A 21,627-nucleotide genomic window follows, 5' to 3' on the forward strand; every position below is an offset into this window, starting at 1 on the left:
GACGTTACAAGTCAATATGTTTATCGACGAGCTATCCATCAAAATGGTTGTAAATATAAGCAATAGATATATAAATATGGCAGATTTAGCCAAGAAACATTTCAAACAATATAAGATATTCCTTTTTAAACATCATTAGCGTCTATATTTCTTTTATGGATTTTACTATTCCAACCGAAGACATCCTACTACCGAATTATTCCATTATACGTTAATAATCAAAAACTATGGCATATAAATCCGTAATTCATATACCATAGTCTCAGTAGAACTATATACAATATTTGAACATAACAGAAATTAGTCATCAAGTACCTTAACTATGAAAATCAAGAATTACAAGTTTTATCTTCCCAAACTTCCATTTGTTATGCTAAACGCCACACGATGCAAAATTAATTAATTTATTAAAACTAAAAAGTTAATTGATAATTACTTTTTACCGTTTTATACCCAAAAGAGGCAAGATATTATTTTTAAACCACACTAAACATTTAATTATAACACACTTGCATCAATATACTTTTTCCCCTCAATGATATACAACATTTTTAATTATACAACAAACCTTCCTATAGTATAGTATTTAACGATAGATCAGATCATTACTCACAAATCACCCATACAGCTTGATTTTCAAATAATACAACAAATACAAACCACAAATTTACTTTTTTCTTACAACAAACAACAGAAATCTATCAACCGACAGAAACTTCCATTTTTCACTACACCGCAGTTCTACTGAGACTATGGTACAACAAAATCATCATCGGTAATTGCAAATTTGTTTAATATTAAATATAAGAATGTATATTATGGTAAAAAAGTTAACTTTTATCTTGCTATTTTCCTTAATAGGAATTAGCTTGATCGTTGCCCAAAACGTAAAAGTGACGGGGACGGTTACTTCTGGAGATGATGGATTACCTATTATCGGAGCTTCCATTGTAATCAAAGGTACTGCGTTAGGTACAGTAACAAATTATGACGGAAATTTCACTTTAGAAGTCCCGCCAAATGCAAAAGTTCTTCAAATTTCATTCGTAGGAATGAAAACTCAGGAAGTCGGAGTAAAACCCGTTATCACAGTCGTTTTACAATCTGATGTGGAAAATCTGGATGAGGTTGTCGTTACGGCTCAAGGATTGACCCGTAAAGAGAAATCATTAGGATATGCGACCCAACAAGTCAAAGCAGAAGAGCTTCAAGCCGTCAGACAAACTGACCTCAATAATGCTTTAGTTGGCAAGATTTCAGGAATTCGTTATATGGGCGGTTCCGGTGCAACATTTGATGCAGGGAAAATAGTATTGCGTGGAACAACCGGCTTGACAGATGTAACAGGATCAGAGCCGCTATATGTTGTTGACGGAGTTATCTCAAATGCCAATGCAATCAATATGGACGATGTCGAGTCTGTCAATGTCCTGAAAGGTCCGGCAGCAACTGCACTATATGGAGCCCGTGGAGGCAACGGAGCCATTATCATCACCACAAAAGGAATAAAAGGTGATAATATGGAATTTAATGTGAGCCATACTATTTCTTGGGAAAAACCCTATATCCATGCAGATATCCAAAAAGATTACGGTGGTGGCAACCTCGGTGCGAAAGGAGAAATGTACACATTCAATTATGACCCCGGCAAACATCCGGAATATTTACAACAATTGAACGGCGTGAAATATTTCGATTACGGTTCAGATGCCAGTTGGGGCACCGCTTTCGATGGTCGAGAATATGCACCCTGGTATGCTTGGGACCCAACTCACCCCAAGTTCGGGCAAACAGCAAAATGGGAGTATAAAATGGATCCGAATGACTTGTTCGATACAGGCCTAACCAATACGACAAACCTCTCTTTCGCACGCTCAGGCAAAGATTATATGACACGCATATCTTTTACAAATTCAGCCCGTGACGGTATCGCCCCTAACAGTGATGCTGTCCGCCGTTTCCTTTCTGCAAAAACGCAGTTCAAACCGGTAGACCGCCTGACGGTTTCTTTAGATTATAAATATACATACCGCAAGAACCACAATGCAGCCAAAGAAGGTTATGGAGGAGAAGGCAACGTGCTTTACTCCTATTTGCAATGGGGGCAAACAAACCTCGACATAAACGATCTGCGTAACTACAAACGACCGGATGGTACATTTTATGCATGGAACATCAAAAGCCCGACAAACACCGATGCCAACTTTCATGACAATCCGTTTGCCTTATACAACGAGATCAACAAAACCGAAATTTATCAGTGGAATGTGTTCAGTGCTGATGCCCAACTCGATCTTCCATGGAATTTGAAAGCAGGAGTCAGAATGAACGGAAATATCCGTAATTACTTCAAGGATTTCGAAATGCCATTCAACTTTCTTGATCAGGTTCCTCGTCTGGAAGAAGAACAAAATTCTTTGATTGATCTACAGGTACAAGGACGTCTGACTTGGAGCGACCGTTTTATTGACGACCGTCTGTCCGTAGATGCAGTTCTTTTCCTTGAAAACAGAAATTACACTTATAAGGTTACTACCGCTTTCACTCGTGATGGCCTGACACAAGACGACTTTTTCTCTACGGCAGGCTCGATAGGACTTCCGGGTGGCAGCACATCCAAAACAGAGATGAAAGAACAAAGCATATACGGAACCGGAACACTCGGATGGGACGACACTTACTATTTCGATTTTTCCCTGCGTAACGACTGGACCTCCACATTACACCCCGACAAAAACAGCTATCTGTACGGAGGTGTTTCCGTTGCAGCGATAGCCAGCAACTGGTTTAAAGATGCGGCACCGTGGCTTAGTTTCTGGAAAATACGTGCTTCCATGGCACAGGTCGGTTCAACCATGAGTGCTTATAACGTATATCCGACCTATAAAGTAAAAAACAGTTCCGGTACATTAATCAAATACGGTTCATTGTCCAATATGTGGAACGATGCGAATCTCAAAGATCCGTATATCAGGCCGACCATTTCAACTTCCTACGAAATCGGTACGGAATTCAGATTTCTGAACAATCGGATATGGGGAGACTTCAACTTCTACAACCGTGATTCAAAAGATCAAATCATCAATGTCAACACGACTCCCGCCAGTGGTTATACCAGCCGCAAAATGAATGCAGGTTTGATTCGCAACCGAGGGTTCGAACTCAGCATAGGCGGTGCTCCTATACAAACAAAAGACTGGGGATGGGAAATCAATGCCAATATCTCGAAGAACAACAACACACTGGAAGAATTGGCCGACGGGCTGGATTCATACCGGATCACTTATATGGGATTGATGACCTATATCTATACATATGCAGAAGTAGGCAAACCGATCGGTGTAATCCGAGGATCTGGCTGGGAAAGAGACGATAACGGAAATTTAATTCTGCACAAACTGACCAATCCTGACCAGGTAGCCAAATATGGTGAATATATTCCAGGAATGGAATCAAATGCAGAAAAAGAACTTGGCAACGTCCAACCAGACTTCACCGGAGGATTTACAACTTCTGTCCGTTTCAAGAATTTCCGCTTAGGCGCTTCTTTCGACTTCCAAATCGGTGGCAACATTGCGTCCTTTACCAATGAAAACGGAGAAGGCTCCGGAATTTTATCCTCTACAACCGGGCTGAACGACAAAGGCAACCCGATCCGTAACCCGTTGTCAGAAGGTGGAGGTGTCCGTTTGGATGGCGTCGTAGCCAATGCCGATGGCTCTTACAGCCCTACAACGACCTATATCGATGCCCAGTATTATTTCCAAAGCATGAAATCCACATTGTTTGAAGACTATGTATACGATGCCAGCTACTTAAAATTACGCGAACTGTCGTTGACATACGACGTTCCATCTGTCTTCCTGAAAAAAACACGCACAGGAGTCAAAAAAGCAAGCATAGCATTCGTTACCCAAAATCCGTGGTTGATATATTCCGGCGTACCCAACATCGATCCGTCTGAAGCAGGAAATGCTTATTGGGGATTTTTGGAAAATGGCCAAGCCGCAGCAACCCGCTCGTTTGGCTTCACAGTAAATCTTACATTCTAAATTTATAAGGAGGAATTATATATGAACAAAATAAAATCTTTGACATGCGCATTGACCTGCGCTATAACATTATCCGGTTGCGGAGATTTCGGAGACACCAATATAGATCCCAACAATCCGTCCCAACCAAATGCGAGTTTTATGTTTACATACGCATGTAAAACTATGCCGAATTTCACATTGACTGGGACTTACAATCCTTGGAATCAATTGTATCCCCAATATTTGTCGGAACGTAAGACCATCCAGCATTCAACTTTCCTACAATCCAACTACGGCATCGGGACTTTCTATACAGAACCATTGCGAAATTTAGAAACAATCATCAAGTTAAATACAGATGAAACAACCCGAAACGAATCATACGTCGTTTCTTTAGGGAGCTCTGAGAACCAAATAGCAGCTTGCCGTACATTACGTGCATTCATTTATATGCACTTGACAGATGCATTAGGTATGCTTCCCTACTCGGAAGCCCTGAAAGGCGACGATGGCAATTTCACTCCTAAATATGATACGCAAGAATTTATTTACACGGATCTGGATAAAGAGTTGGCAGAAGCTTATTCACAGTTTAATGAAAACGGAACATTAAGCAAAGATTATGACATACTCTATAACGGAAACATCAGCTATTGGAAAAAGCTGAATGCATCTATCCGTATGATGATGGCAATCAAGTTGTCAGATGTCGCTCCCGACACAGGTAAAGAACGTTTCAGCCGGGCATATACAGATGGAGGCATGACAGATAACACAGAACGGTTAGAATACAAATATCTGGCAGAGTCGGCTAACGAAAATCCTTTATACAACAATATCGTCGTACAAGGCCGAGAAGACTTCGCCCCATCTAAAACACTGTTAGATCAGCTGATTGCCTATAAAGACCCACGCCTCGAAGCTTATGCCGACCCCAACAGCGAAGGGGAATATGAAGGGATACCGTTCGGCATCACCATCAGTGAGTTGCCCAATTACACCAATACGACAGCCATCTTCGACGAACGTTATTATAAGCAAAATTCGCCAATGGTAATCATTTCTCCTTCCCATATCCTGTTAATCCAAGCAGAAGCGGCCCTGAGAGGGTGGATTTCAGCCGATGCAGAAAAACTATACCAAAAAGGCATTGCCGCATCATTCGACCAGTATGGCCTATCAGATAAAACCGACGAATATATCGCACAGCCTCAAATCGCCTTTACGGGTTCTACAAGCGAAAAGATAGAAAAAATAGCCATGCAACGTTGGTTGGCCAACTTCATGCAAGATGGTTTTGAAGCTTGGTCGGACTGGCGCCGCCTGAATGTCCCCAAACTGAAGCCGGGTCCTGGATCTACAGCCCTGCATATTCCATATCGTAAAGTCTACGATACGCCGGATTTCAATTCGAACAAAGACAACTACGATATAGCTATTGCCCTGCAGGGCCCGGATACAGACGACACACGCGTATGGTGGGATGTCGCTCCTAATAATTGATCACTTAATAGCTAATTATATCAGACCAAAACATGGACACACTTTTTATAACTATTATTGGAGGGTGTGTCAAAACTCAATTATTAAAAAGATGAACTTATAATTTGAAATTTGAGCATCCTAAAAGATCCCCAAAAGGGTCGTATCATTACTCCATACAGAGCTTGATACGACCCTTTTAAGTGTTATACGTTACAATCTGTAACTTTTAGAAGTTGTCATTTCTGTTTTGACACACCCTCCTGTTTTTTTTAAGTTTCCTTTTTCGTATCTTGAAAGCAAATAAAGTATATGTTATATGGCATACAAAAAAAGACAGAGAAGAGCATCGGAATGCGGTAATTAAAAAGATCAGGACCGACAAGAAGTATGCAAAGGAATTTTTCCAAAGAGCTGGTATAATTGACGAAAACGGAAATCTTACTGAAATATACAGATAAACTTGTTTGACAAACATTTGCCTATCGTTTTTGTTTTCATTATATTTGCATGAGAGATACAAGAAAAACAGAATGAGTCCTAGAGTTATCGTGCAAGATGGTTTTGTCGTAGAGTTCCATTCTCGAGAGGAGGTTAGGATGCATGTTCATGCATCTTCTAATGGTAAGCAGGCAAAAATTTGAATTGAACCAGATATTGAAGTTGCTATGAACTACGGATTTTCAGAGAAAGAAATAAAAAATATTATTCAAATAATTACAGACAATGAACAATCTATTAAAGACAGATGGATTAACCACTTCCGCGGAAGTGATGCTCATTACTAAGAGTGGAATATTACTTTACCTTAACGGTAAGGAATATTTTCTTGGATATGAGGGTTATCCATGGTTCAGAACTGCTCGGGTGAATGAAGTTATGGATGTAAAGTTGGACGATTGCAATGTATTACGTTGGGAATCATTGAATGTTGATCTGGAAGTAGACAGTATTATACATCCCGAAAAATATCCTTTGATTTTTAGTTAGTACGTCAATCAATTTAGAATATAAGCCCCGCAATGTGCGAGGCTTTTTTTATGCCATAACGTCAGCGAGCTGCTCTGCCTGTTTCTCATTATCTTTTTACTGATCGGTACTGTTCTTCCCGATGCCGGCGGTTTCATTTTCCTTTGACATAACTTCTGATTTGACTTAATAAAATTTGCCAACGGCGATACACGCAGACAACTATTGGCACGTAGCAGGCATATCGTAATGAAGAATTTATAATCAAAGGATTAGTAAAAATCTTAAAAGAAACGCGTTGATTATATTACTAATAATCAACGCGTCACATTAGTGATTCCGGAGCGATTCGAACGCTCGACCCACGCCTTAGAAGGGCGTTGCTCTATCCAGCTGAGCTACGGAACCATCCTTATTTGCGGTGCAAAGGTAATGATTTTATTTTAACGAGCAAATATTTCGACTGTTTTTTCCGAAAATCATAAGCCGGCGGAGAGGCATGAGGGTGGAAATAAGGGGGATCAGAACGGATATCCTACTGCAAAATGCCATGCGAAGTTGCGACCGAAGTTCGGGTGCAGGACTGCCCATTTCTTTTTGCCGTTTTCCTGCGGGTTATAGGCTTTCAGGCCGGTGTCGAAGCGGAGCAGGAAGAAGTCGAAATCGAGGCGGAGGCCTAATCCGTAAGAGATGGCAATCTCTTTGTAGAAGCGGGAGAAATCGAAGTTGCCGTTCGGACGGCTCTCGTCCTTATGAAAGGTCCAGATGTTGCCGGCGTCGATAAAGGCTGCCATCTCGAATTTCCAGAACAGCTTCGTGCGGTATTCCACATTCAAATCCAGGCGTATGTCACCAATCTGCTGGGCAAAGGACTTGACCGAATCGGCCGGCATGCTGCCGGGACCGAGCGAACGGACCGACCAGCCGCGGACGCTGTTCGCCCCGCCAGAGAAATAGCTGCGCTCGAAGGGCAGCATCTTCGAGTTGCCATACGGGTAACCGACGCCTACACCGACGTGGAAAGCCAGCTTGTTACGGTTATCCAGCACGATGCCTTTACTGAAATCCATATCGCCTTTCACAAACTGGGCATAATTGATCCCGAACAATTTATAGCGCCCCTCGTCGTCCTTTCCCGCACCGGTCAGCCGGGAAAGCCCGTACAACAAGTTACCCGCCATCTCGAACGAGAAACGGACGGAATGCGTGTTCCGCAACCGGTTCTGAGGATCATAGTTTGTAAACGAATAGGTATAACCAGAACCGACGATGAACTGGTCGGTAAAATTATACCGGAGCGTGGATTCAGGCAAATCGCTCTTGAACGCCGAGTCGACTTTCGGCAAATACACATAATCGATGTCCAGCAACTTGAACACGTGCCGTGCCTGCATGTTGCTCCGTTCCTGCCAGATGTAGTTCCATCCGGCCGAGAGAATAGACCTCTTGAACTGAGGCCGCGTCTGCATGTTGTAGCTAACCCTCAATTCGGTCGTCGCGCGGATCTTGCGGCGGAAATTCTCATGCACGAAGGGAAACAGGAAGCGAGGAAACAAAACGGAGACCTCCGTCCCGAACTCCCAGAAGTTGTTTCCCTCCGACTGGCTGCCGGTCAGCGCCTCGTAAGCGCTTCGAACTTTAGCGGAGAAAACCTCCGAGCCTTTGAACAGGTTCCGGTGCTGATAGTTCAAGCTCGAAGCAAAACCGAAGTCACCTGCCGAGTTCGTCCCGTCCAGGTCGACTCCGAAGCCTTGCAACTTGGCAGGCGAAGTCAGGATCGTACAATTGAGCTTCATCGTGTCGTTCTCTTCGACCTCCGAAAAGCGGATGTTCACATTGCGCAAAGCCCGCAATGTGGCAAACGAAGAATAGGTCTGCTCCACCGTCCGCTCGTTGTAGAGACGTCCGGGCATGATATAATTGCTCTTGCGCAAGACACCCGGACGGATGCTTCTGCCGTTCTTACCGTAGAGGACGCTGATGCCGCCTGTCCGGACCGTGTCGTAAGGCATGGCGCCCGCCTCCTCCAACGTCAGCGGGTCGTAATCGGTCACGATCGAAACATCCTTGATGTAATACCGGCGGTGCACCGTGTCGACCACCGTCCCGTCGGGCTTCTGCAAGCGATAGGGTTTCAGCAACATGTTCAGATCCACGCTATTGCGGTTCAAAGAGCTGTCGGCGACATAAGACAAATAATCCCGGTTGAAGGCATAATAGCCGCGCCGGCGGAACAAGGTCGTGAGGCGCTGGCGTTCCTTGTCCAGCACATCTCGGTCAAACAGCGCGCTGTCCTTTATCAGGGAGGTGTAATCATCGGAATAGGTATGGAAAGCCGAAGCCAGCATGGAGCGCGAAGGCGGTTTGAGCCTGGCGATACTGTCGATCACCGGATCGTTCAAATCCATCGAATAGTCATGGATACGGTAAGGGACATTGGGGACGATCGCATAGGTGACGACAGCCCTTTTGCTCCGCGAAGTATCGATGGTGGCCGAGACCTCGGCGTTCATATATCCTTTATTGAGAAAGAAGCGCTTCAACTCGTCGACCGATTGCGTCACCAGCGCCGTATCCAGAATAACGGGCGCCTCTCCCATCCGGCGTAGCTGCTTATTGATCCATCTCTTCTCGTTCCGTCCCGACCAGTCGTAGACGAACAACTGCCATTTCATCAACCCGAATGCCTTAAAGTTGGGTTGTTGGCGCAAATAAGGCTTCAAATCACCGGTCTTATAAGTCGTCTTGCCATCCGACACGATCTCCACTTTATCCAGCAGATATTCTCCCTCGCCCACATATTTTGTCGAGCTACAGGAGAAGAACAGCAACAGGAAACAAATGAAATATAGTGTCCGGATTCCCTTCATCATTCAAACTTTTACGCCCACAAATGTAAACTATTATCTTGTAATAACCGAATGACCGCTTCCTTTTTCACCACACAACCACACACGCAACGCAAAAACATATAGATAGAATATGCCGACCGGGCTCAAAGGACTTAAAGCGGTTCGCAGATTAATTTGTACCCGATCCCTCTTACATTCAATATCTTGATACGAGGGTCTTTCTCCAGTTTGTGCCGCAACTTGGTGATGAAAACATGCAGGCTGCGTGCATTATAAAAGCTGTCGTCTCCCCATAGGCTCAGCAGAATGTCCTTGCTATAGATCGGCTGGTTCTCATATTCGCATAGGCGTTTCAATATCTCAGATTCTTTGTAGGAGAGTTTGTCGCTTTCACCGGCTATCAGCAAGGTCTGGGCTTTCGGATAGAAAGTATAAAGTCCGATCTCATAGAATTCGGATCTTCCCTCCTCTTGTTTACTTTTGACCAGGAGAGCTTTGGCACGAACAACCAGTTCGCGCAGGCTGAACGGTTTGCGGACATAGTCGTTTGCACCTAATTCGAATCCGGAGACGATGTCGTCTGTCGAAGAACGGGCACTCAAGAAGAGCACCGGCACTTCTTTGTTTTCCTTCCGGATCCGCCGGATCATTTCGAACCCGTCCATTTCCGGCATCATGACATCCGCGATAATCAGGTCGGGAACATACTTATAGAAACGATCGATCCCCTGCAGGCCATTCTCGGCCGTTATGACCCGGCATCCTTCTTCTTCCAATGCATCTTTGATGATCATGGATAAGCTCGCTTCATCTTCAACCAATAATATCGATTTCTTATCTTTCATTTGTTTGCGGTAATGTGATTATGAAACAACTCCCCTTTCCAGGCCGGCTTTCCACCCGGATCGTACCGTTATGTTTGTGTACCATTGTCTTGACATAAAACAGCCCGATGCCATGCCCTTTTACAGGCGGTCGTCTGCCGTTGGAAACCCGGTAGAATTTATCGAAAATATGCGCCTGGTGTTCTTCTTCTATTCCGATGCCGTTGTCAGTGATGCGGATGACGACCGAACCATCGTGCACTTCTGCCGCTATCCGGATTTGCGGACTATCACCTGAATATTTGACGGCATTGTCCAGAATGTTGCTCAAGATGTTGTAAAGATGCGTCCTGTCGGCTTCCAGTACAATCCTGTCCGGCAAGAATTCCTGCCCGACATGAAAGAGCTTGGAGGACTTGAAGCTCTGTTGTTCGACGATTTTGTCGAGCAACTCGTTCAGGTCCACTCTTTCATATTTGAGTTTGAAATCTTTTTTACGTTCCAGGCTGAGCGAAAGGATTTGCTCGACCATATTGCCGAGACGTTGCAGTTCCTCATGGCAGACATGCAGGTATTTGTTTGTCTTTTCTTTGTTTCCGGTTATGTTGTAATGGATCATGGCTTCGACCGCTGCATAGGTGATCGCTATCGGGGTTTTCAATTCATGCGTGACATTGTGCGTAAAGTCATCCTTCAATTGTTCCACCGTCTTTTGGTGGATCAGAAACCAGAACATATAAGCAAAAGAGAGGATCAGGATCAGCAGGATCAGGAATGAAGAGAACAGGATACCCGACATCATACGGATCGTTCCCCACCGGGTCGGTTCGGTGTAAACCAGATAAGCCCTTTTATGGTAGGTCGTGTATTCCCATTTATACAGGTCGTATTCTGCCTTGTTCAAGTTCGCCGGGACGGACGAGGCAATGATCGAGCTGTCTTCCAGATTCCACATTTCGGTATAATGGCGAATATCCAGCCCCCCTTTTTGCAGGTGGGAAGACAAGATACTGTCGAATTTCGCAAGGTCGACCGGTTTGACCGAGTCGAGCACTTCATGTAGGGCTTGCTGCATCTGCAATCCTAACTCTCCTAACGAACTGAAATCGTTACCGACCTCCACTGCCGTGCTTTTTAGCATTTTACCCGTTTCGTTACGGAAAGTCCGGCTCCGGTATCGAGGATGATAGATATTCGTGTCCAAAGGTTGGACGCTCAGTTTGGGAATAACCGAATCCTTGTCAGGAAACCGGGTACTGAGAGCCGCACCACCTTCGGTATCGGCAATGACGGTTGTCTCTCTCTGCCTGTGCGTGACCTTGCTGATAAAATCAGCGCGGTCGAACAGTTCGATATGATCAGCATTTTTGATCGCCATCCGGATCTCTTCCCTGTTCTGTTTTTGCCGGGAATGGTAAAGCCCCGTTATCCAGAACAATTGGTAGATGAAGATACCGGACAACGACAGGATAACCAGTATGATTACATATTTGAACGAAGATTTCATACAAACAAAAGTAGGGAAAGTTTACCTGATCCCGTTTATTTGGTAAGACTAAATAACATTCGTACCGAGTGATGTTATATAGTCTTACGAAAGAAGGGAGATGTTTGGAACTATCGTTTCCGTATGCAACCTTTACCTAAAAAAAAGAATACGATGAAACACATTTGTTACTATTTATGGATCGGATTTTCACTCATCCGAATGCCGGCGTGGGGACAAGGCGAGGCGAAGAAGGAGTATATCCTGGTGAACGACAGCATAACGGTCGATCTGCCGGAAGTCTTTGTGAAGGCGGAACGTCCACTGGTAAAAGTCTCGGAAGGGAAATTGCAGTATGATATTCCGAACCTGGTCAAGAACAAACCGGTGGATACGGCTTTCGATGTGATAGGCGAATTGCCCGGCATACGGAAAGAAGGGGATAATCTCTCGGTTATCGGGACCACATCTACGGCTATCTTGATCAACGGGCGTAAAAGTTCGATGACAGCGGGGCAACTGGCCGAAATGCTCAAGTCTGTCTCTTCCTCCAAGGTCAGGCAGATAGACGTGATGTACAGCACGCCTCCCCGGTTCGGCGTGAAAGGGGCTTCCATCAATGTCATAATGGAGAATGAGAAATCTTTAAAAAATGTCTTGAAGGGGGAAATCTCGCTGACGGGCAAGCAGGGGTATTTCTTTTCTCCCTCCGGCGGGGCGAACCTGTCGTATGTGGGTAAAAGCTATTCGGCAGATATTTCCTATTCCGCCACCTATAACCGCAGCCGGCAGGAGGAAGATATGTTTGCCCGGCCGACAGTAAACGGGCAGCCGTATGAGATCGAGCAGGACGACTGGTACAATTCCGTAAACTTATCCCACAATATAAGGGGAGCATTCGATTTTGACCTGAAAAATAAGGATCGTTTGTCCGTCTCCTATACCGGACGTTTCTACGATCCTGACAAAATATCGCGCAGAGGGGCTTCTACCGATTTTGCCGGAATACAACGGGTAGAAACGAATCTGGAATTGTCCGGCGCTTCCGACTTGCATAATGCCCGGATCGATTATGTCAGCCATAAGGGATTCAATGCCGGGATGGATTATACTTTTTATAAGAATAACGACAGGCAACATCTGGTGAATGATTTTGAGAAAGAAGACGAACAGACGATTTCCACCTTGTCTTCCCAGCGGGTACGACGTGGAAACCTGTATATAAATGACACTCGTAAGCTGAGGAAAGGATGGGCTTTGAATTACGGAGCGGAAGCCTCCCTGTCGGACACACACAACGAGTCCGGCCAGTCGGTCGACAGGGTAATAGCGGCAGAAGGCACGTTTCGGCTGAAACAGAAGGATTATTCGGTAGGAGGTTTTGCGGGTTTCACCAAGCAGTTCGGAAAGAAGATTTCGCTGGATGCCTCGGTTTCCTTACAATATTACAAAGCCTCAGTCGATTCTGCCGGTAAGAAAAAGACATTGTGGAACAGGGTGAGCCTCTTTCCGCAGCTTAACTTTACTTACAAGGCACATCCGTACGGCCTGCTAATGTTCTCGTTCTCCAGTGACAAATCGTATCCGTCCTATTGGATGACAACTCCCAATACTTATTATATGAATGTGTACAGCTCCATGATCGGCAATCCGGACCTGAAGCCACAACTTTCCTATTCCATGCAACTGAATTATATCATCAAAAGTAAATATGTTTTCGGCCTGTTTGCCAATATCCAGCCCGATAAGATACAACAGATGACGTACCAGCGCCACGATGTGCTGAGGTCTGTCTTCCAGACAGTGAATTTGGATATCTACAATATGTACGGAGCGGTCGCCGTCCTCCCTTTCAGACCTTTTGATTTTATGAGTTCCAGGCTGACACTGATGGGTTGCGCCATTCGTAACAAAGGGACACTCTATGATGTCTCTTTCGACCGTAAAAAACTGTTTGGCCGAGCCGAACTGAACAATACCTTCTACTTGACCAAAGACCGGAACTTGTCGCTGGAGTTGCGTGGTTATTGCATCCCTCCAGTCATACAGGGATTGTATGACGTCGATCTGATATACAACGTATCGGCCGGCCTGACCTGGACATTTGCAAAAAAGAAGATGCACCTGACGGTTCGGGGAAATGACTTGTTCGAGGGAGCCAATCCCGTCACCCATGTGGATGAACAGGGGCAGAAAAGCCGGATGAAACTGTGGATGGACAGCCGGAATGTGACACTGACTTTACGGTATAGTTTCGGCGGCTACAAAGAGAAAAAGGCTAAAGAGGTAGACACCTCGCGTTTAGGAACGGGAATCTGACAGGCCTGCGTTTCGAGTAGCCAACATGGTAAATAATACCCTCGAAAAGTACCCTGTAAACGAAGAATATTCGGTCGAAAAGTTTGGTGTAAATGCAGAAAAGTTCGGTGTAAACGAAAAAGGTTCGGTGAAAAAGTTCGGTGTAAATGCAAATAGGTTCGGAGATACATCGAAAACACCGAAGAAGGTCAGTAAAACTGCACAAAAGATAATTGACCTCGTTATTTCTGACCCATCAATCACAGCCGATAATATGGCTAATAAGATTGGTGTAACTAAACGTGCTATAGAGAAAAACATCAAAAGCCTTAGGGATATGGAGATTTTGGCTCATGAAGGTTCTGATAAAGCTGGCTATTGGCGCATTATTGTTAAACCATAAACTGAATAATAAACCGATGGAAACATCCTTCATACCACTCAGTGCAATAATTGCCATTTTGATTATCGCCTTTTTGTTTGCATTGCGTGTCCGCTTGTTTGCAGATGTTATGCTTGCTACCTTGCTGCTCAAAATGGTGACCCTCGCAAACCACAGATTGCATTTGCTCAAACTTACTTTGCCGTACAAACTTGTCGTGCAGAACTTATAGAGCAACGTCTTATTGAAGTTGAAAGAGTCAAAGCACGTGCTAAACTACAGGAAACAGAACACAAACTTTCCGGTGTTCTTTATGAACGTGGTGTGATTCTTTTCGACATCTATTCGCTCGAAAGTCAGCGAAAAGCGCTACATTTGTATAAAATCAACCAATTAGGGTATGGAAAGATACAACAAACCTCCATTGACATATACAGAGCAAGTGGAATTGCTGAAATCCAGAGGAATGACTGTTTCCGATGAAAAGCGTGCAGAAAGGCTGCTTGCCAATATCAGCTATTACCGTTTGAGTGCCTATATGCTGCCTTACAAGCAAAGAAAGGACGGAAGCATTCTTGACGCTTTCAAAGGCGGTACGACATGGAATATGATATATAACCTATATGTGTTTGACAGAAAGTTGCGTCTGCTCGTATTTGATGCAATCGAACGGCTGGAGGTTGCCATACGAACGCAGATCATTTATCAACTTAGCCATAAATACGGCTCTCACTGGCAGGATAGGCAGGACATTTTCAATCCGCCGGCAGAAATTACATTGAGGGACGGACGGAAAGTGACAGTGGATGTACATGGCGACATACAGAAACACATCAAGGAACAACTGCATAACAATAAGGCGGAAGTGTTCATACAGCATTACCGGAACAAATATGATGAACCGGAAAATCCACCCTCTTGGATGAGCGTGGAAATTATGTATTTCAACCACCTGTCACGGATATGTACGGGACTGAAACAACGTGCGGACATCAACGGCATAGCCTCTTATTTTGCAATTCCACCGAAAACATTCTGTTCGTGGCTCCACACCATCAACTATGTACGGAATATCTGTGCGCATCATGCCCGACTTTGGAACCGTGACTTAAATATCGTACCTGAGCGACTTTCTTTTTCAAAGAGGCTCGACTGGATAAGTCACCCGGAAACGGCAAAAAGGAGCAAGATATATTATTTCTTCTGTATGTTGAACTATATGTTGCAGACCGCCAATCCTACATCACCATTCAAGAGCCGTTTGAAAGATTTATTGAATGAGTATGCAGATATAATCTCTCTCAATGCAATGGGATTTCCTGCCGATTGGGAAGACGAAAAAATCTGGAAAGATGAAAAATAACTATCCAAGAGCATTGCGGATTCAGAGAAAAAGCGTACTTTTGCAACATATTACAAGGACAGTTTGTTAAACTCAAAGATAATAAGCCTCCCGGGCGCGTCGTAAGACAGCATACTTGGGAGGCGTTTTTCATTTTAAGGGATGTGTCTAAATATACTTGTTTCAAATTCTCATGGCTTTGGAGAACAACAGACACAGTCATCTCCGTAAGCATAAAAAAACAAAACGGGGTGCAACTCACTGAGTTACACCCCGTTTTAACTATTTATCGTTATAGATGTTATCTATACTTATTTCACTTCTTCGAAGTCGACATCCGTTACGCCGCCGTCTTGTTTGTTGTTTCCGGCGTTGTTACCGGCTTGCTGGTTGAAGTCGGGACCCGGTTGTGCGCCGCCTTGGGCGTTTTGGGCGTTGTACATTTCCTGGCTTGCGGCCTGGAATACGGTGTTCAGTTCGGCTGTGGCAGCATCTATGCCGGCGATGTCCTGAGCTTTGTGGGCTTCTTTCAGCTTGTTCAGGGCAGCTTCGATAGGAGCTTTCTTGTCGGCCGGGAGTTTGTCGCCCAGGTCTTTCAGTTGTTTTTCGGTCTGGAAGATCATGCTGTCGGCCTGGTTCAACTTGTCGATACGTTCCTTTTCCTTCTTGTCGGCTTCGGCATTTGCCTGAGCTTCTTCTTTCATACGTTTTACTTCGTCTTCGCTCAAACCGCTGGAAGCTTCGATACGGATGCTCTGTACCTTGCCTGTGCCTTTATCTTTGGCCGATACGTTCAGGATACCGTTTGCGTCGATATCGAATGTCACTTCGATCTGAGGAACGCCACGCTGTGCGGCTGGAATTCCGTCGAGGTGGAAACGGCCGATCGATTTGTTGTCTTTCGCCAATGAACGTTCGCCCTGCAGCACGTGGATCTCCACTGAAGGCTGGTTGTCGACTGCCGTCGTGAAGGTCTCGGACTTCTTGGTCGGGATCGTCGTGTTGGCTTCGATCAACTTGGTCATTACGCCACCCATCGTTTCGATACCCAATGACAACGGAGTGACATCGAGCAGCAAGACGTCTTTTACTTCACCAGTCAACACACCACCCTGGATGGCTGCACCAACGGCTACCACTTCGTCCGGGTTGACACCTTTGGACGGAGTCTTACCGAAGAATTTCTCCACGATAGCCTGTACGGCCGGGATACGTGTAGAACCACCTACCAAGATCACTTCGTTGATGTCCGAAGTTGTCAGTCCGGCGTCTTTCAAGGCCTGGCGACACGGTTCGATACAAGCCTGGATCAGGCTGTCGGCCAACTGTTCGAATTTGGCACGTGTCAACGTCTTGACCAAGTGTTTAGGCACACCGTTTACCGGCATGATGTACGGCAGGTTGATCTCCGTGCTTGTTGTGCTTGACAATTCGATCTTGGCCTTTTCGGCAGCCTCTTTCAAACGTTGCAGAGCCATCGGGTCCTTACGCAGGTCGACGCCTTCTTCGCGCAAGAATTCATCTGCCAGCCAGTCGATGATCACATGGTCGAAGTCGTCACCACCCAGGTGAGTGTCACCGTTTGTGGATTTAACTTCGAACACGCCGTCGCCCAGTTCCAGGATAGAGATATCGAACGTACCGCCACCCAAGTCGAACACGGCGATCTTCATGTCCTTGTTCGTCTTGTCCAGACCGTAGGCCAGAGAAGCGGCTGTCGGTTCGTTTACGATACGGCGAACGTTCAGCCCGGCGATTTCACCGGCTTCCTTGGTTGCCTGACGCTGTGCGTCGCTGAAGTATGCCGGAACGGTGATAACGGCTTCCGTTACTTCCTGTCCGAGGTAGTCTTCCGCTGTTTTCTTCATCTTCTGAAGGATCATTGCGGAGATTTCCTGCGGCGTGTAGAGACGTCCTTCGATGTCGACACGCGGCGTATTGTTGTCGCCCCGTACGACTTTGTAAGGCACGCGGCTGATTTCTTTCTGTACCTGGTCATAGGTTTCACCCATGAAACGTTTGATAGAGAATATTGTCTTTTCAGGGTTTGTGATAGCCTGACGTTTTGCAGGATCACCTACCTTACGTTCACCACCTTCAACAAATGCTACGATTGAAGGAGTGGTTCTTTTACCTTCGCTGTTTGCTATTACAACCGGTTCGTTGCCTTCCAGTACGGCAACGCATGAATTGGTTGTTCCTAAGTCGATTCCAATAATTTTTCCCATGATTGTTACTATTTTTTATTGTTATTATTTTCTTGTTTCTGCTTCTCTTTCGAGTCGCATTAACCATTCTACAAATCGTATGCCAAAGTAACAAAGATGGGTTTTGAAAAGTTTTTGCTGACAGAAAGTATGACAATACGTCAGTCTTTGTATTCCTTTACGGCGTCGAACGAGGGGCAGGCTTTTTGAGGATTCAGGTCGCGGTGGCCCACGGTGAGGGCTGCCGGAAACCAGCGTTTCAGCTCTTGCAGCAATCCGGCAAGGGCGGCTTTTTGGGCCGGCGTGCGTGTGTCAGCCGGGTGTCCGCCGTTGTCCAGCCCGCCTTCGTAGCAGACGCCGATGCTGTGGCGGTTATGGCCGAAGCAGTGTGCGCCCTCGGCAGAGAGCGGCCGGCCGGGATGTACCCGGCCGTCGCGTGTGATGTAATAGTGGTAGCCTATGTCCCGGAAGTGCCGGAAACCGATGTGGTCCCGGCGGCAGTCCTCGAACGAGTACGGCTGCCCGCAGCGCGTGGCGCTGCAATGGATGATGAACAGTGTGATACGTCTCATGCGTCTCTCTCTTTTTTATGTGTGTGTGTCAGTCTGTTTACATGCAAGCCGTGACGCCCAAGGCGCTGCCCAAGGCTGTCGCGACGACGATGATTACTTTGAGAATGACACTCCAGATGGACTTTTTTTCGTTTTTTTCTGCCATGAGAATAAAGATTTATGATTTATGATTTATGATTTATGATTTATGATAGAAGGTTTGTCAAAACTATCCTGTTCCCGCGCTTGACGCGGGATCGCATGAAAACTGACCGTATAAATATCTGATTGATAAGGCCTGTTCTTTTGCGGCCCCGCGCTTGACGCGGGGACAAGTATATTTTGACACATCTCCTTGCGCTTTTCTCTTACGCCTTCCTTTTACGCCGTTCCTCTTACGCCTCCTGTCAATTGTCAGTTATTGACTGTCGAGTGCTTAAAGTTCGCCCGGCCGTTCATCTCCGCCATCTCCGCCACCGTCGGTGTTGCCGTCTTCTTCGGTGTTGTAGGCTGACAGTTCTTTGAGTTGCGCTTCGAGTTTCAACCGGTTGATGGCGAGGGTTCCGGTGGCGCGACATTTGAGGCGCAACCCGACCACGTGGGTGGTGACCGACCATTCTTTTGACGTTTCGGCTGCTTTGCCGCGGATGCCTACGCCGAAGATGGCGAGGTCGTCCAGCTTCACGTTCTTGCCGTCGAGAAGCAGCTCCTTGATACAGGAGGTCATGTCTTTGAGGACCCCGTGGATCGCCCCTTGTGAATAGGGGGTGTTGTGTTTGGCCATGTGTTCGGCCAAGGCACGCGTGTCGAGCGTTTCGTCCGCCACGGCCCTTGCCAGCCACTTTCCGCTGAGCGGGGTGGACTTGGTCTGGTTCTGATACTTTTTGTAACGAATCATGTTGTTTGTTTTTAAAGTTTATACTCTCGGAAAAGGAAACCAACCGTCCGGCGGGAAGTTGCCTGCCTTCTTCCTTCCGGACGGTATGACAAAGATAGCACCGCCGGACAGCGCCTTTGCGCGTTAGGGGGCGTTGCGGGGAGTTGTGTGGGGAAGAAGCGCGTTAGAGCAGAGAAAATAAAAGGGGCGAAATATTTCATAATCCGTTGATTTTTCGTATATTTGTAGAAAACAGATCAAGATAGACTGACATGGAAAAACAGACTGATTTTCGCTTTCGCAGTTACGGCCGCACGGAGCTGGCGCTGCTCTATAACCCCTGCCTCACGCCCAAAGCCGCCTACCGGAAACTGGTCGGGTGGATCGACCATTATCCCGGCCTCGCCGTCCGCCTTGCGGAGCTTGGCAAGCTTCCCGGTTCCCGTTCCTACACACCTGCCCAGGTACGGGAGATCGTCGAAGCGCTCGGCGAACCCTAACCCATAGCTTTACGGCAGCTAAGGCTATGGGTTAGGGTTGCTAAAGCACCGCTTTACGCCATTGTTTACATTACCCATGCAAAATGGTTACCCCGTAGGGGCAGGGCTCTGCTCTGCCCATTGAATCCGGGGTCGGCCCATTGAATCGGGAGTCGGTCCATTGGATTCGGGGCAAGGCGGGGGTTGTTTGCATGGGCGGAGTAGAACCCCGCCCCTACAGGGTTGTTTTTGTGTCGATGGCATCGCCCATGCAAAATGGTTACCCCGTAGGGGCAGGGCTCTGCTCTGCCCATTGAATCAGGGGAGCGGCCCATTGAATCGGGGGTCGGTCCTTTGGATTCGGGGCAAGGCGGGGTTAAAAAAAATGCCATCATTGATTATCAGGTATTTATGGTGACAGATGATAGATAAAACCCCGTTTCTGTAAAAGTTTAAGGGAAAAGTGAATTAGAAGAGGGTGCCTTTAAGGGAGCCTATTCTAATTCAAATACACAGAAAAGTTTTGCAAAAAGGCCTTTTTATCTGTCATCTGTCACCCGGCCGCCTGTCATGAAGGAGACGAGATGTCCGGTTCGGGAAGGATGCTTTTCATCTCGTCCGTCGTGCGTTCGACCACCAGCCAGATGGTTCCGCTTTTGGTCCGTGTGTTCGTGTAGCCCAGTTCTTTCAAGGATCTGCCGACCTGCACGGCATTCAGCCGGATACTGCCGCCGAAGCGGGCGACGATCTGGCTGGCGGTGACGTAGGAGCCTTTCTCGTAGCCGGCGGGCTGGCGGTAGTGCATGAGGATCAGTTCGCGTGCAGGGTTGGGCGTCTCGAAGCGGCGGTTCGCGTTGTTGAGCTCTTCGATCTCGTGGTCGCGAAACCAGTAGCAGAAGCCGTCGTCGAGCAGGGCTTTCGCCTGCGCGTAGAGCGCCTCGTATGGGATCCGGACATTCCAGGGGTTGTCGATCGCCGCGACTTCGAACGGCAGCCAGCGCCGGTTGCCGGTGTCGTCGGTGAGGAACTGGAGGTTGTTGCCGGTGGCGCAGAACGAGGCCACGTGCGGCAGGTGCACCTTGTTGCGCCCGTAGGCGGGGCGTTCGTTCACGTAGAGCGTGGTGGTCATGGCCTTGAGCTGGTTCAGTTCGCTACGTTGCATGGAGTCGATCTCCTCGAAGTTGACGAGCAGGTTCTCGGTCATGGTGAAGAGGTCGTCCTTCGTGAGCCGTTGCGAGTTGGTTTTGGAGGTGTAGTAGCGCCTGAGGACGGGCGGCAGCAGGTTCTGGAAGAACGACGTCTTGAAGCAGCCCTGCCGCCCGATCAGGACGAGGATGACGTGGTTCACCACCTTCGGGTCGAGCGCGGCGGCGATCATCCCGACGAACCAGCGGCGGAAACAGAGGTCGAAACGCGCGATGTCGCCGTCGGCAGGGTGCACCATGGCGGCCAGGTTGCCGATGTGGTCCGTCGTGCCGTCCCACGGTCCCGCCTTTTCGAGAAACGCCTTCAGAGGATGGTAGTGCGGGGCGAAGTCGGAGAGCAGGAGCGTGCGCAGGTGGACGAGGTCCGCCTCCATCCCGGCGCGGTGCATGGAACACCAGAGGGAGTTCTCGACCGTGTCGTTCATGGGCGCCCAGTCGGCGGGGGCGGTGGCGGCGGGGCTTCCGTCGGTGGCGGTAGTGCCGTCGGTGGCGGGGCGGTATTCGAGCTGGTGCGTCAGTTGGTTCACCCGCAGTTGCATGGTGCCGTCGATGAAATGCTCCATCTCTTCGATCGTGGCTTTACGGCGTCGCCCGTTCTCGTCGCGGGCGGCGAAGTCGGCGAGGTGCATCGTGGCGTGT

The 21,627-nt window shown here is 47.1% G+C and carries 15 protein-coding genes, 1 tRNA gene and 2 pseudogenes; 9 read left to right on the forward strand and 9 right to left on the reverse strand.

What is annotated here, in order from left to right:
* Positions 1 to 818: 818 nt before the first annotated feature.
* The 4 genes from BQ9893_RS12765 to BQ9893_RS12780 all read left to right on the forward strand — a co-directional run bounded on the left by BQ9893_RS12765 (position 819) and on the right by BQ9893_RS12780 (position 6,506).
* On the forward strand, positions 819 to 4,052 hold the full coding sequence (locus tag BQ9893_RS12765; RefSeq protein WP_075967370.1) for a SusC/RagA family TonB-linked outer membrane protein: 3,234 nt from the start codon (positions 819 to 821) through the stop codon (positions 4,050 to 4,052).
* Between the two features lie 21 nt (positions 4,053 to 4,073).
* On the forward strand, positions 4,074 to 5,537 hold the full coding sequence (locus BQ9893_RS12770) for a SusD/RagB family nutrient-binding outer membrane lipoprotein (RefSeq protein WP_075966383.1): 1,464 nt from the start codon (positions 4,074 to 4,076) through the stop codon (positions 5,535 to 5,537).
* Between the two features lie 647 nt (positions 5,538 to 6,184).
* Positions 6,185 to 6,304: a hypothetical protein gene (locus BQ9893_RS22550; RefSeq protein WP_394333239.1), complete on the forward strand. Its 120-nt coding sequence runs from the start codon at positions 6,185 to 6,187 to the stop codon at positions 6,302 to 6,304.
* Complete coding sequence (locus BQ9893_RS12780) at positions 6,291 to 6,506, forward strand: DUF2442 domain-containing protein (protein ID WP_087880695.1); 216 nt, start codon at positions 6,291 to 6,293, stop codon at positions 6,504 to 6,506. Before BQ9893_RS22550 ends, BQ9893_RS12780 begins: the two co-directional genes overlap by 14 nt.
* A 313-nt stretch (positions 6,507 to 6,819) precedes the next feature.
* Here BQ9893_RS12780 and BQ9893_RS12785 read toward each other — a convergent pair.
* The 4 genes from BQ9893_RS12785 to BQ9893_RS12800 form a co-directional block, all read right to left on the reverse strand.
* Positions 6,820 to 6,893: transfer RNA gene (locus BQ9893_RS12785), tRNA-Arg, on the reverse strand.
* 113 nt (positions 6,894 to 7,006) lie between these two features.
* Positions 7,007 to 9,358, reverse strand: a complete 2,352-nt coding sequence (gene tamL / locus BQ9893_RS12790) for a translocation and assembly module lipoprotein TamL (RefSeq protein WP_075966385.1) — start codon at positions 9,356 to 9,358, stop codon at positions 7,007 to 7,009.
* A 131-nt stretch (positions 9,359 to 9,489) separates the two neighbouring features.
* Positions 9,490 to 10,182 carry a response regulator transcription factor gene (locus BQ9893_RS12795; protein WP_075966386.1) on the reverse strand — a complete coding sequence of 231 codons (693 nt, stop codon included), beginning with the start codon at positions 10,180 to 10,182 and terminating at the stop codon, positions 9,490 to 9,492.
* On the reverse strand, positions 10,172 to 11,668 hold the full coding sequence (locus BQ9893_RS12800; protein ID WP_075966387.1) for a sensor histidine kinase: 1,497 nt from the start codon (positions 11,666 to 11,668) through the stop codon (positions 10,172 to 10,174). Before BQ9893_RS12800 ends, BQ9893_RS12795 begins: the two co-directional genes overlap by 11 nt.
* Positions 11,669 to 11,821: 153 nt before the next feature.
* Between BQ9893_RS12800 and BQ9893_RS12805 the strand changes: the two genes are divergently transcribed.
* The 4 genes and pseudogenes from BQ9893_RS12805 (at position 11,822) to BQ9893_RS12820 (ending at position 15,690) form a co-directional block, all read left to right on the forward strand.
* Positions 11,822 to 13,966: an outer membrane beta-barrel family protein gene (locus tag BQ9893_RS12805; RefSeq protein WP_075966388.1), complete on the forward strand. Its 2,145-nt coding sequence runs from the start codon at positions 11,822 to 11,824 to the stop codon at positions 13,964 to 13,966.
* Between the two features lie 4 nt (positions 13,967 to 13,970).
* A pseudogene (locus tag BQ9893_RS12810) lies at positions 13,971 to 14,348 on the forward strand (HTH domain-containing protein); the annotation flags it as partial.
* Between the two features lie 108 nt (positions 14,349 to 14,456).
* A pseudogene (locus BQ9893_RS22165) lies at positions 14,457 to 14,654 on the forward strand (DNA damage-inducible protein D); the annotation flags it as partial.
* 73 nt (positions 14,655 to 14,727) lie between these two features.
* Positions 14,728 to 15,690: an Abi family protein gene (locus BQ9893_RS12820; RefSeq protein ID WP_075966389.1), complete on the forward strand. Its 963-nt coding sequence runs from the start codon at positions 14,728 to 14,730 to the stop codon at positions 15,688 to 15,690.
* A 290-nt stretch (positions 15,691 to 15,980) separates the two neighbouring features.
* On the opposite strand, the gene dnaK is transcribed toward BQ9893_RS12820, so the two are convergent.
* The 4 genes from dnaK to BQ9893_RS12835 form a co-directional block, all read right to left on the reverse strand.
* Positions 15,981 to 17,897 (reverse strand): molecular chaperone DnaK, encoded by a 1,917-nt coding sequence (dnaK, locus tag BQ9893_RS12825; RefSeq protein WP_075966390.1) that lies wholly within the window; start codon positions 17,895 to 17,897, stop codon positions 15,981 to 15,983.
* A 140-nt stretch (positions 17,898 to 18,037) separates the two neighbouring features.
* Entirely contained in the window at positions 18,038 to 18,448 is a 411-nt protein-coding gene (locus tag BQ9893_RS12830) for an N-acetylmuramoyl-L-alanine amidase (RefSeq protein WP_075966391.1), read from the reverse strand.
* Between the two features lie 37 nt (positions 18,449 to 18,485).
* Entirely contained in the window at positions 18,486 to 18,593 is a 108-nt protein-coding gene (locus BQ9893_RS21735; protein WP_167369871.1) for a smalltalk protein, read from the reverse strand.
* Positions 18,594 to 18,863: 270 nt separating this feature from the next.
* Positions 18,864 to 19,325, reverse strand: coding sequence for an HU family DNA-binding protein (locus BQ9893_RS12835; protein ID WP_075966392.1), 462 nt, complete (start codon positions 19,323 to 19,325; stop codon positions 18,864 to 18,866).
* A gap of 251 nt (positions 19,326 to 19,576) precedes the next feature.
* Between BQ9893_RS12835 and BQ9893_RS12840 the strand changes: the two genes are divergently transcribed.
* Positions 19,577 to 19,804, forward strand: a complete 228-nt coding sequence (locus BQ9893_RS12840; protein ID WP_075966393.1) for a DUF4248 domain-containing protein — start codon at positions 19,577 to 19,579, stop codon at positions 19,802 to 19,804.
* A 547-nt stretch (positions 19,805 to 20,351) separates the two neighbouring features.
* Here BQ9893_RS12840 and BQ9893_RS22555 read toward each other — a convergent pair.
* Positions 20,352 to 21,551: a VapE domain-containing protein gene (locus tag BQ9893_RS22555; RefSeq protein WP_394333251.1), complete on the reverse strand. Its 1,200-nt coding sequence runs from the start codon at positions 21,549 to 21,551 to the stop codon at positions 20,352 to 20,354.
* Positions 21,552 to 21,627: the final 76 nt, after the last annotated feature.

Origin of the sequence: Parabacteroides massiliensis (assembly GCF_900155425.1) — a bacterium.
GTDB classification, from domain to species: Bacteria; Bacteroidota; Bacteroidia; order Bacteroidales; family Tannerellaceae; genus Parabacteroides; species Parabacteroides massiliensis.

Excerpts from the sequence above, each read along its gene's own strand:
- BQ9893_RS12765 (WP_075967370.1), top strand. The coding sequence starts at position 819 with ATGGTAAAAAAGTTAACTTTTATCTTGCTATTTTCCTTAATAGGAATT.
- BQ9893_RS12770 (WP_075966383.1), top strand. The coding sequence starts at position 4,074 with ATGAACAAAATAAAATCTTTGACATGCGCATTGACCTGCGCTATAACA.
- BQ9893_RS22550 (WP_394333239.1), top strand. The coding sequence starts at position 6,185 with ATGAACTACGGATTTTCAGAGAAAGAAATAAAAAATATTATTCAAATA.
- BQ9893_RS12780 (WP_087880695.1), top strand. The coding sequence starts at position 6,291 with ATGCTCATTACTAAGAGTGGAATATTACTTTACCTTAACGGTAAGGAA.
- tamL (WP_075966385.1), bottom strand. The coding sequence starts at position 9,358 with ATGATGAAGGGAATCCGGACACTATATTTCATTTGTTTCCTGTTGCTG.
- BQ9893_RS12795 (WP_075966386.1), bottom strand. The coding sequence starts at position 10,182 with ATGAAAGATAAGAAATCGATATTATTGGTTGAAGATGAAGCGAGCTTA.
- BQ9893_RS12800 (WP_075966387.1), bottom strand. The coding sequence starts at position 11,668 with ATGAAATCTTCGTTCAAATATGTAATCATACTGGTTATCCTGTCGTTG.
- BQ9893_RS12805 (WP_075966388.1), top strand. The coding sequence starts at position 11,822 with ATGAAACACATTTGTTACTATTTATGGATCGGATTTTCACTCATCCGA.
- BQ9893_RS12820 (WP_075966389.1), top strand. The coding sequence starts at position 14,728 with ATGGAAAGATACAACAAACCTCCATTGACATATACAGAGCAAGTGGAA.
- dnaK (WP_075966390.1), bottom strand. The coding sequence starts at position 17,897 with ATGGGAAAAATTATTGGAATCGACTTAGGAACAACCAATTCATGCGTT.
- BQ9893_RS12830 (WP_075966391.1), bottom strand. The coding sequence starts at position 18,448 with ATGAGACGTATCACACTGTTCATCATCCATTGCAGCGCCACGCGCTGC.
- BQ9893_RS21735 (WP_167369871.1), bottom strand. The coding sequence starts at position 18,593 with ATGGCAGAAAAAAACGAAAAAAAGTCCATCTGGAGTGTCATTCTCAAA.
- BQ9893_RS12835 (WP_075966392.1), bottom strand. The coding sequence starts at position 19,325 with ATGATTCGTTACAAAAAGTATCAGAACCAGACCAAGTCCACCCCGCTC.
- BQ9893_RS12840 (WP_075966393.1), top strand. The coding sequence starts at position 19,577 with ATGGAAAAACAGACTGATTTTCGCTTTCGCAGTTACGGCCGCACGGAG.
- BQ9893_RS22555 (WP_394333251.1), bottom strand. The coding sequence starts at position 21,551 with ATGGAGCATTTCATCGACGGCACCATGCAACTGCGGGTGAACCAACTG.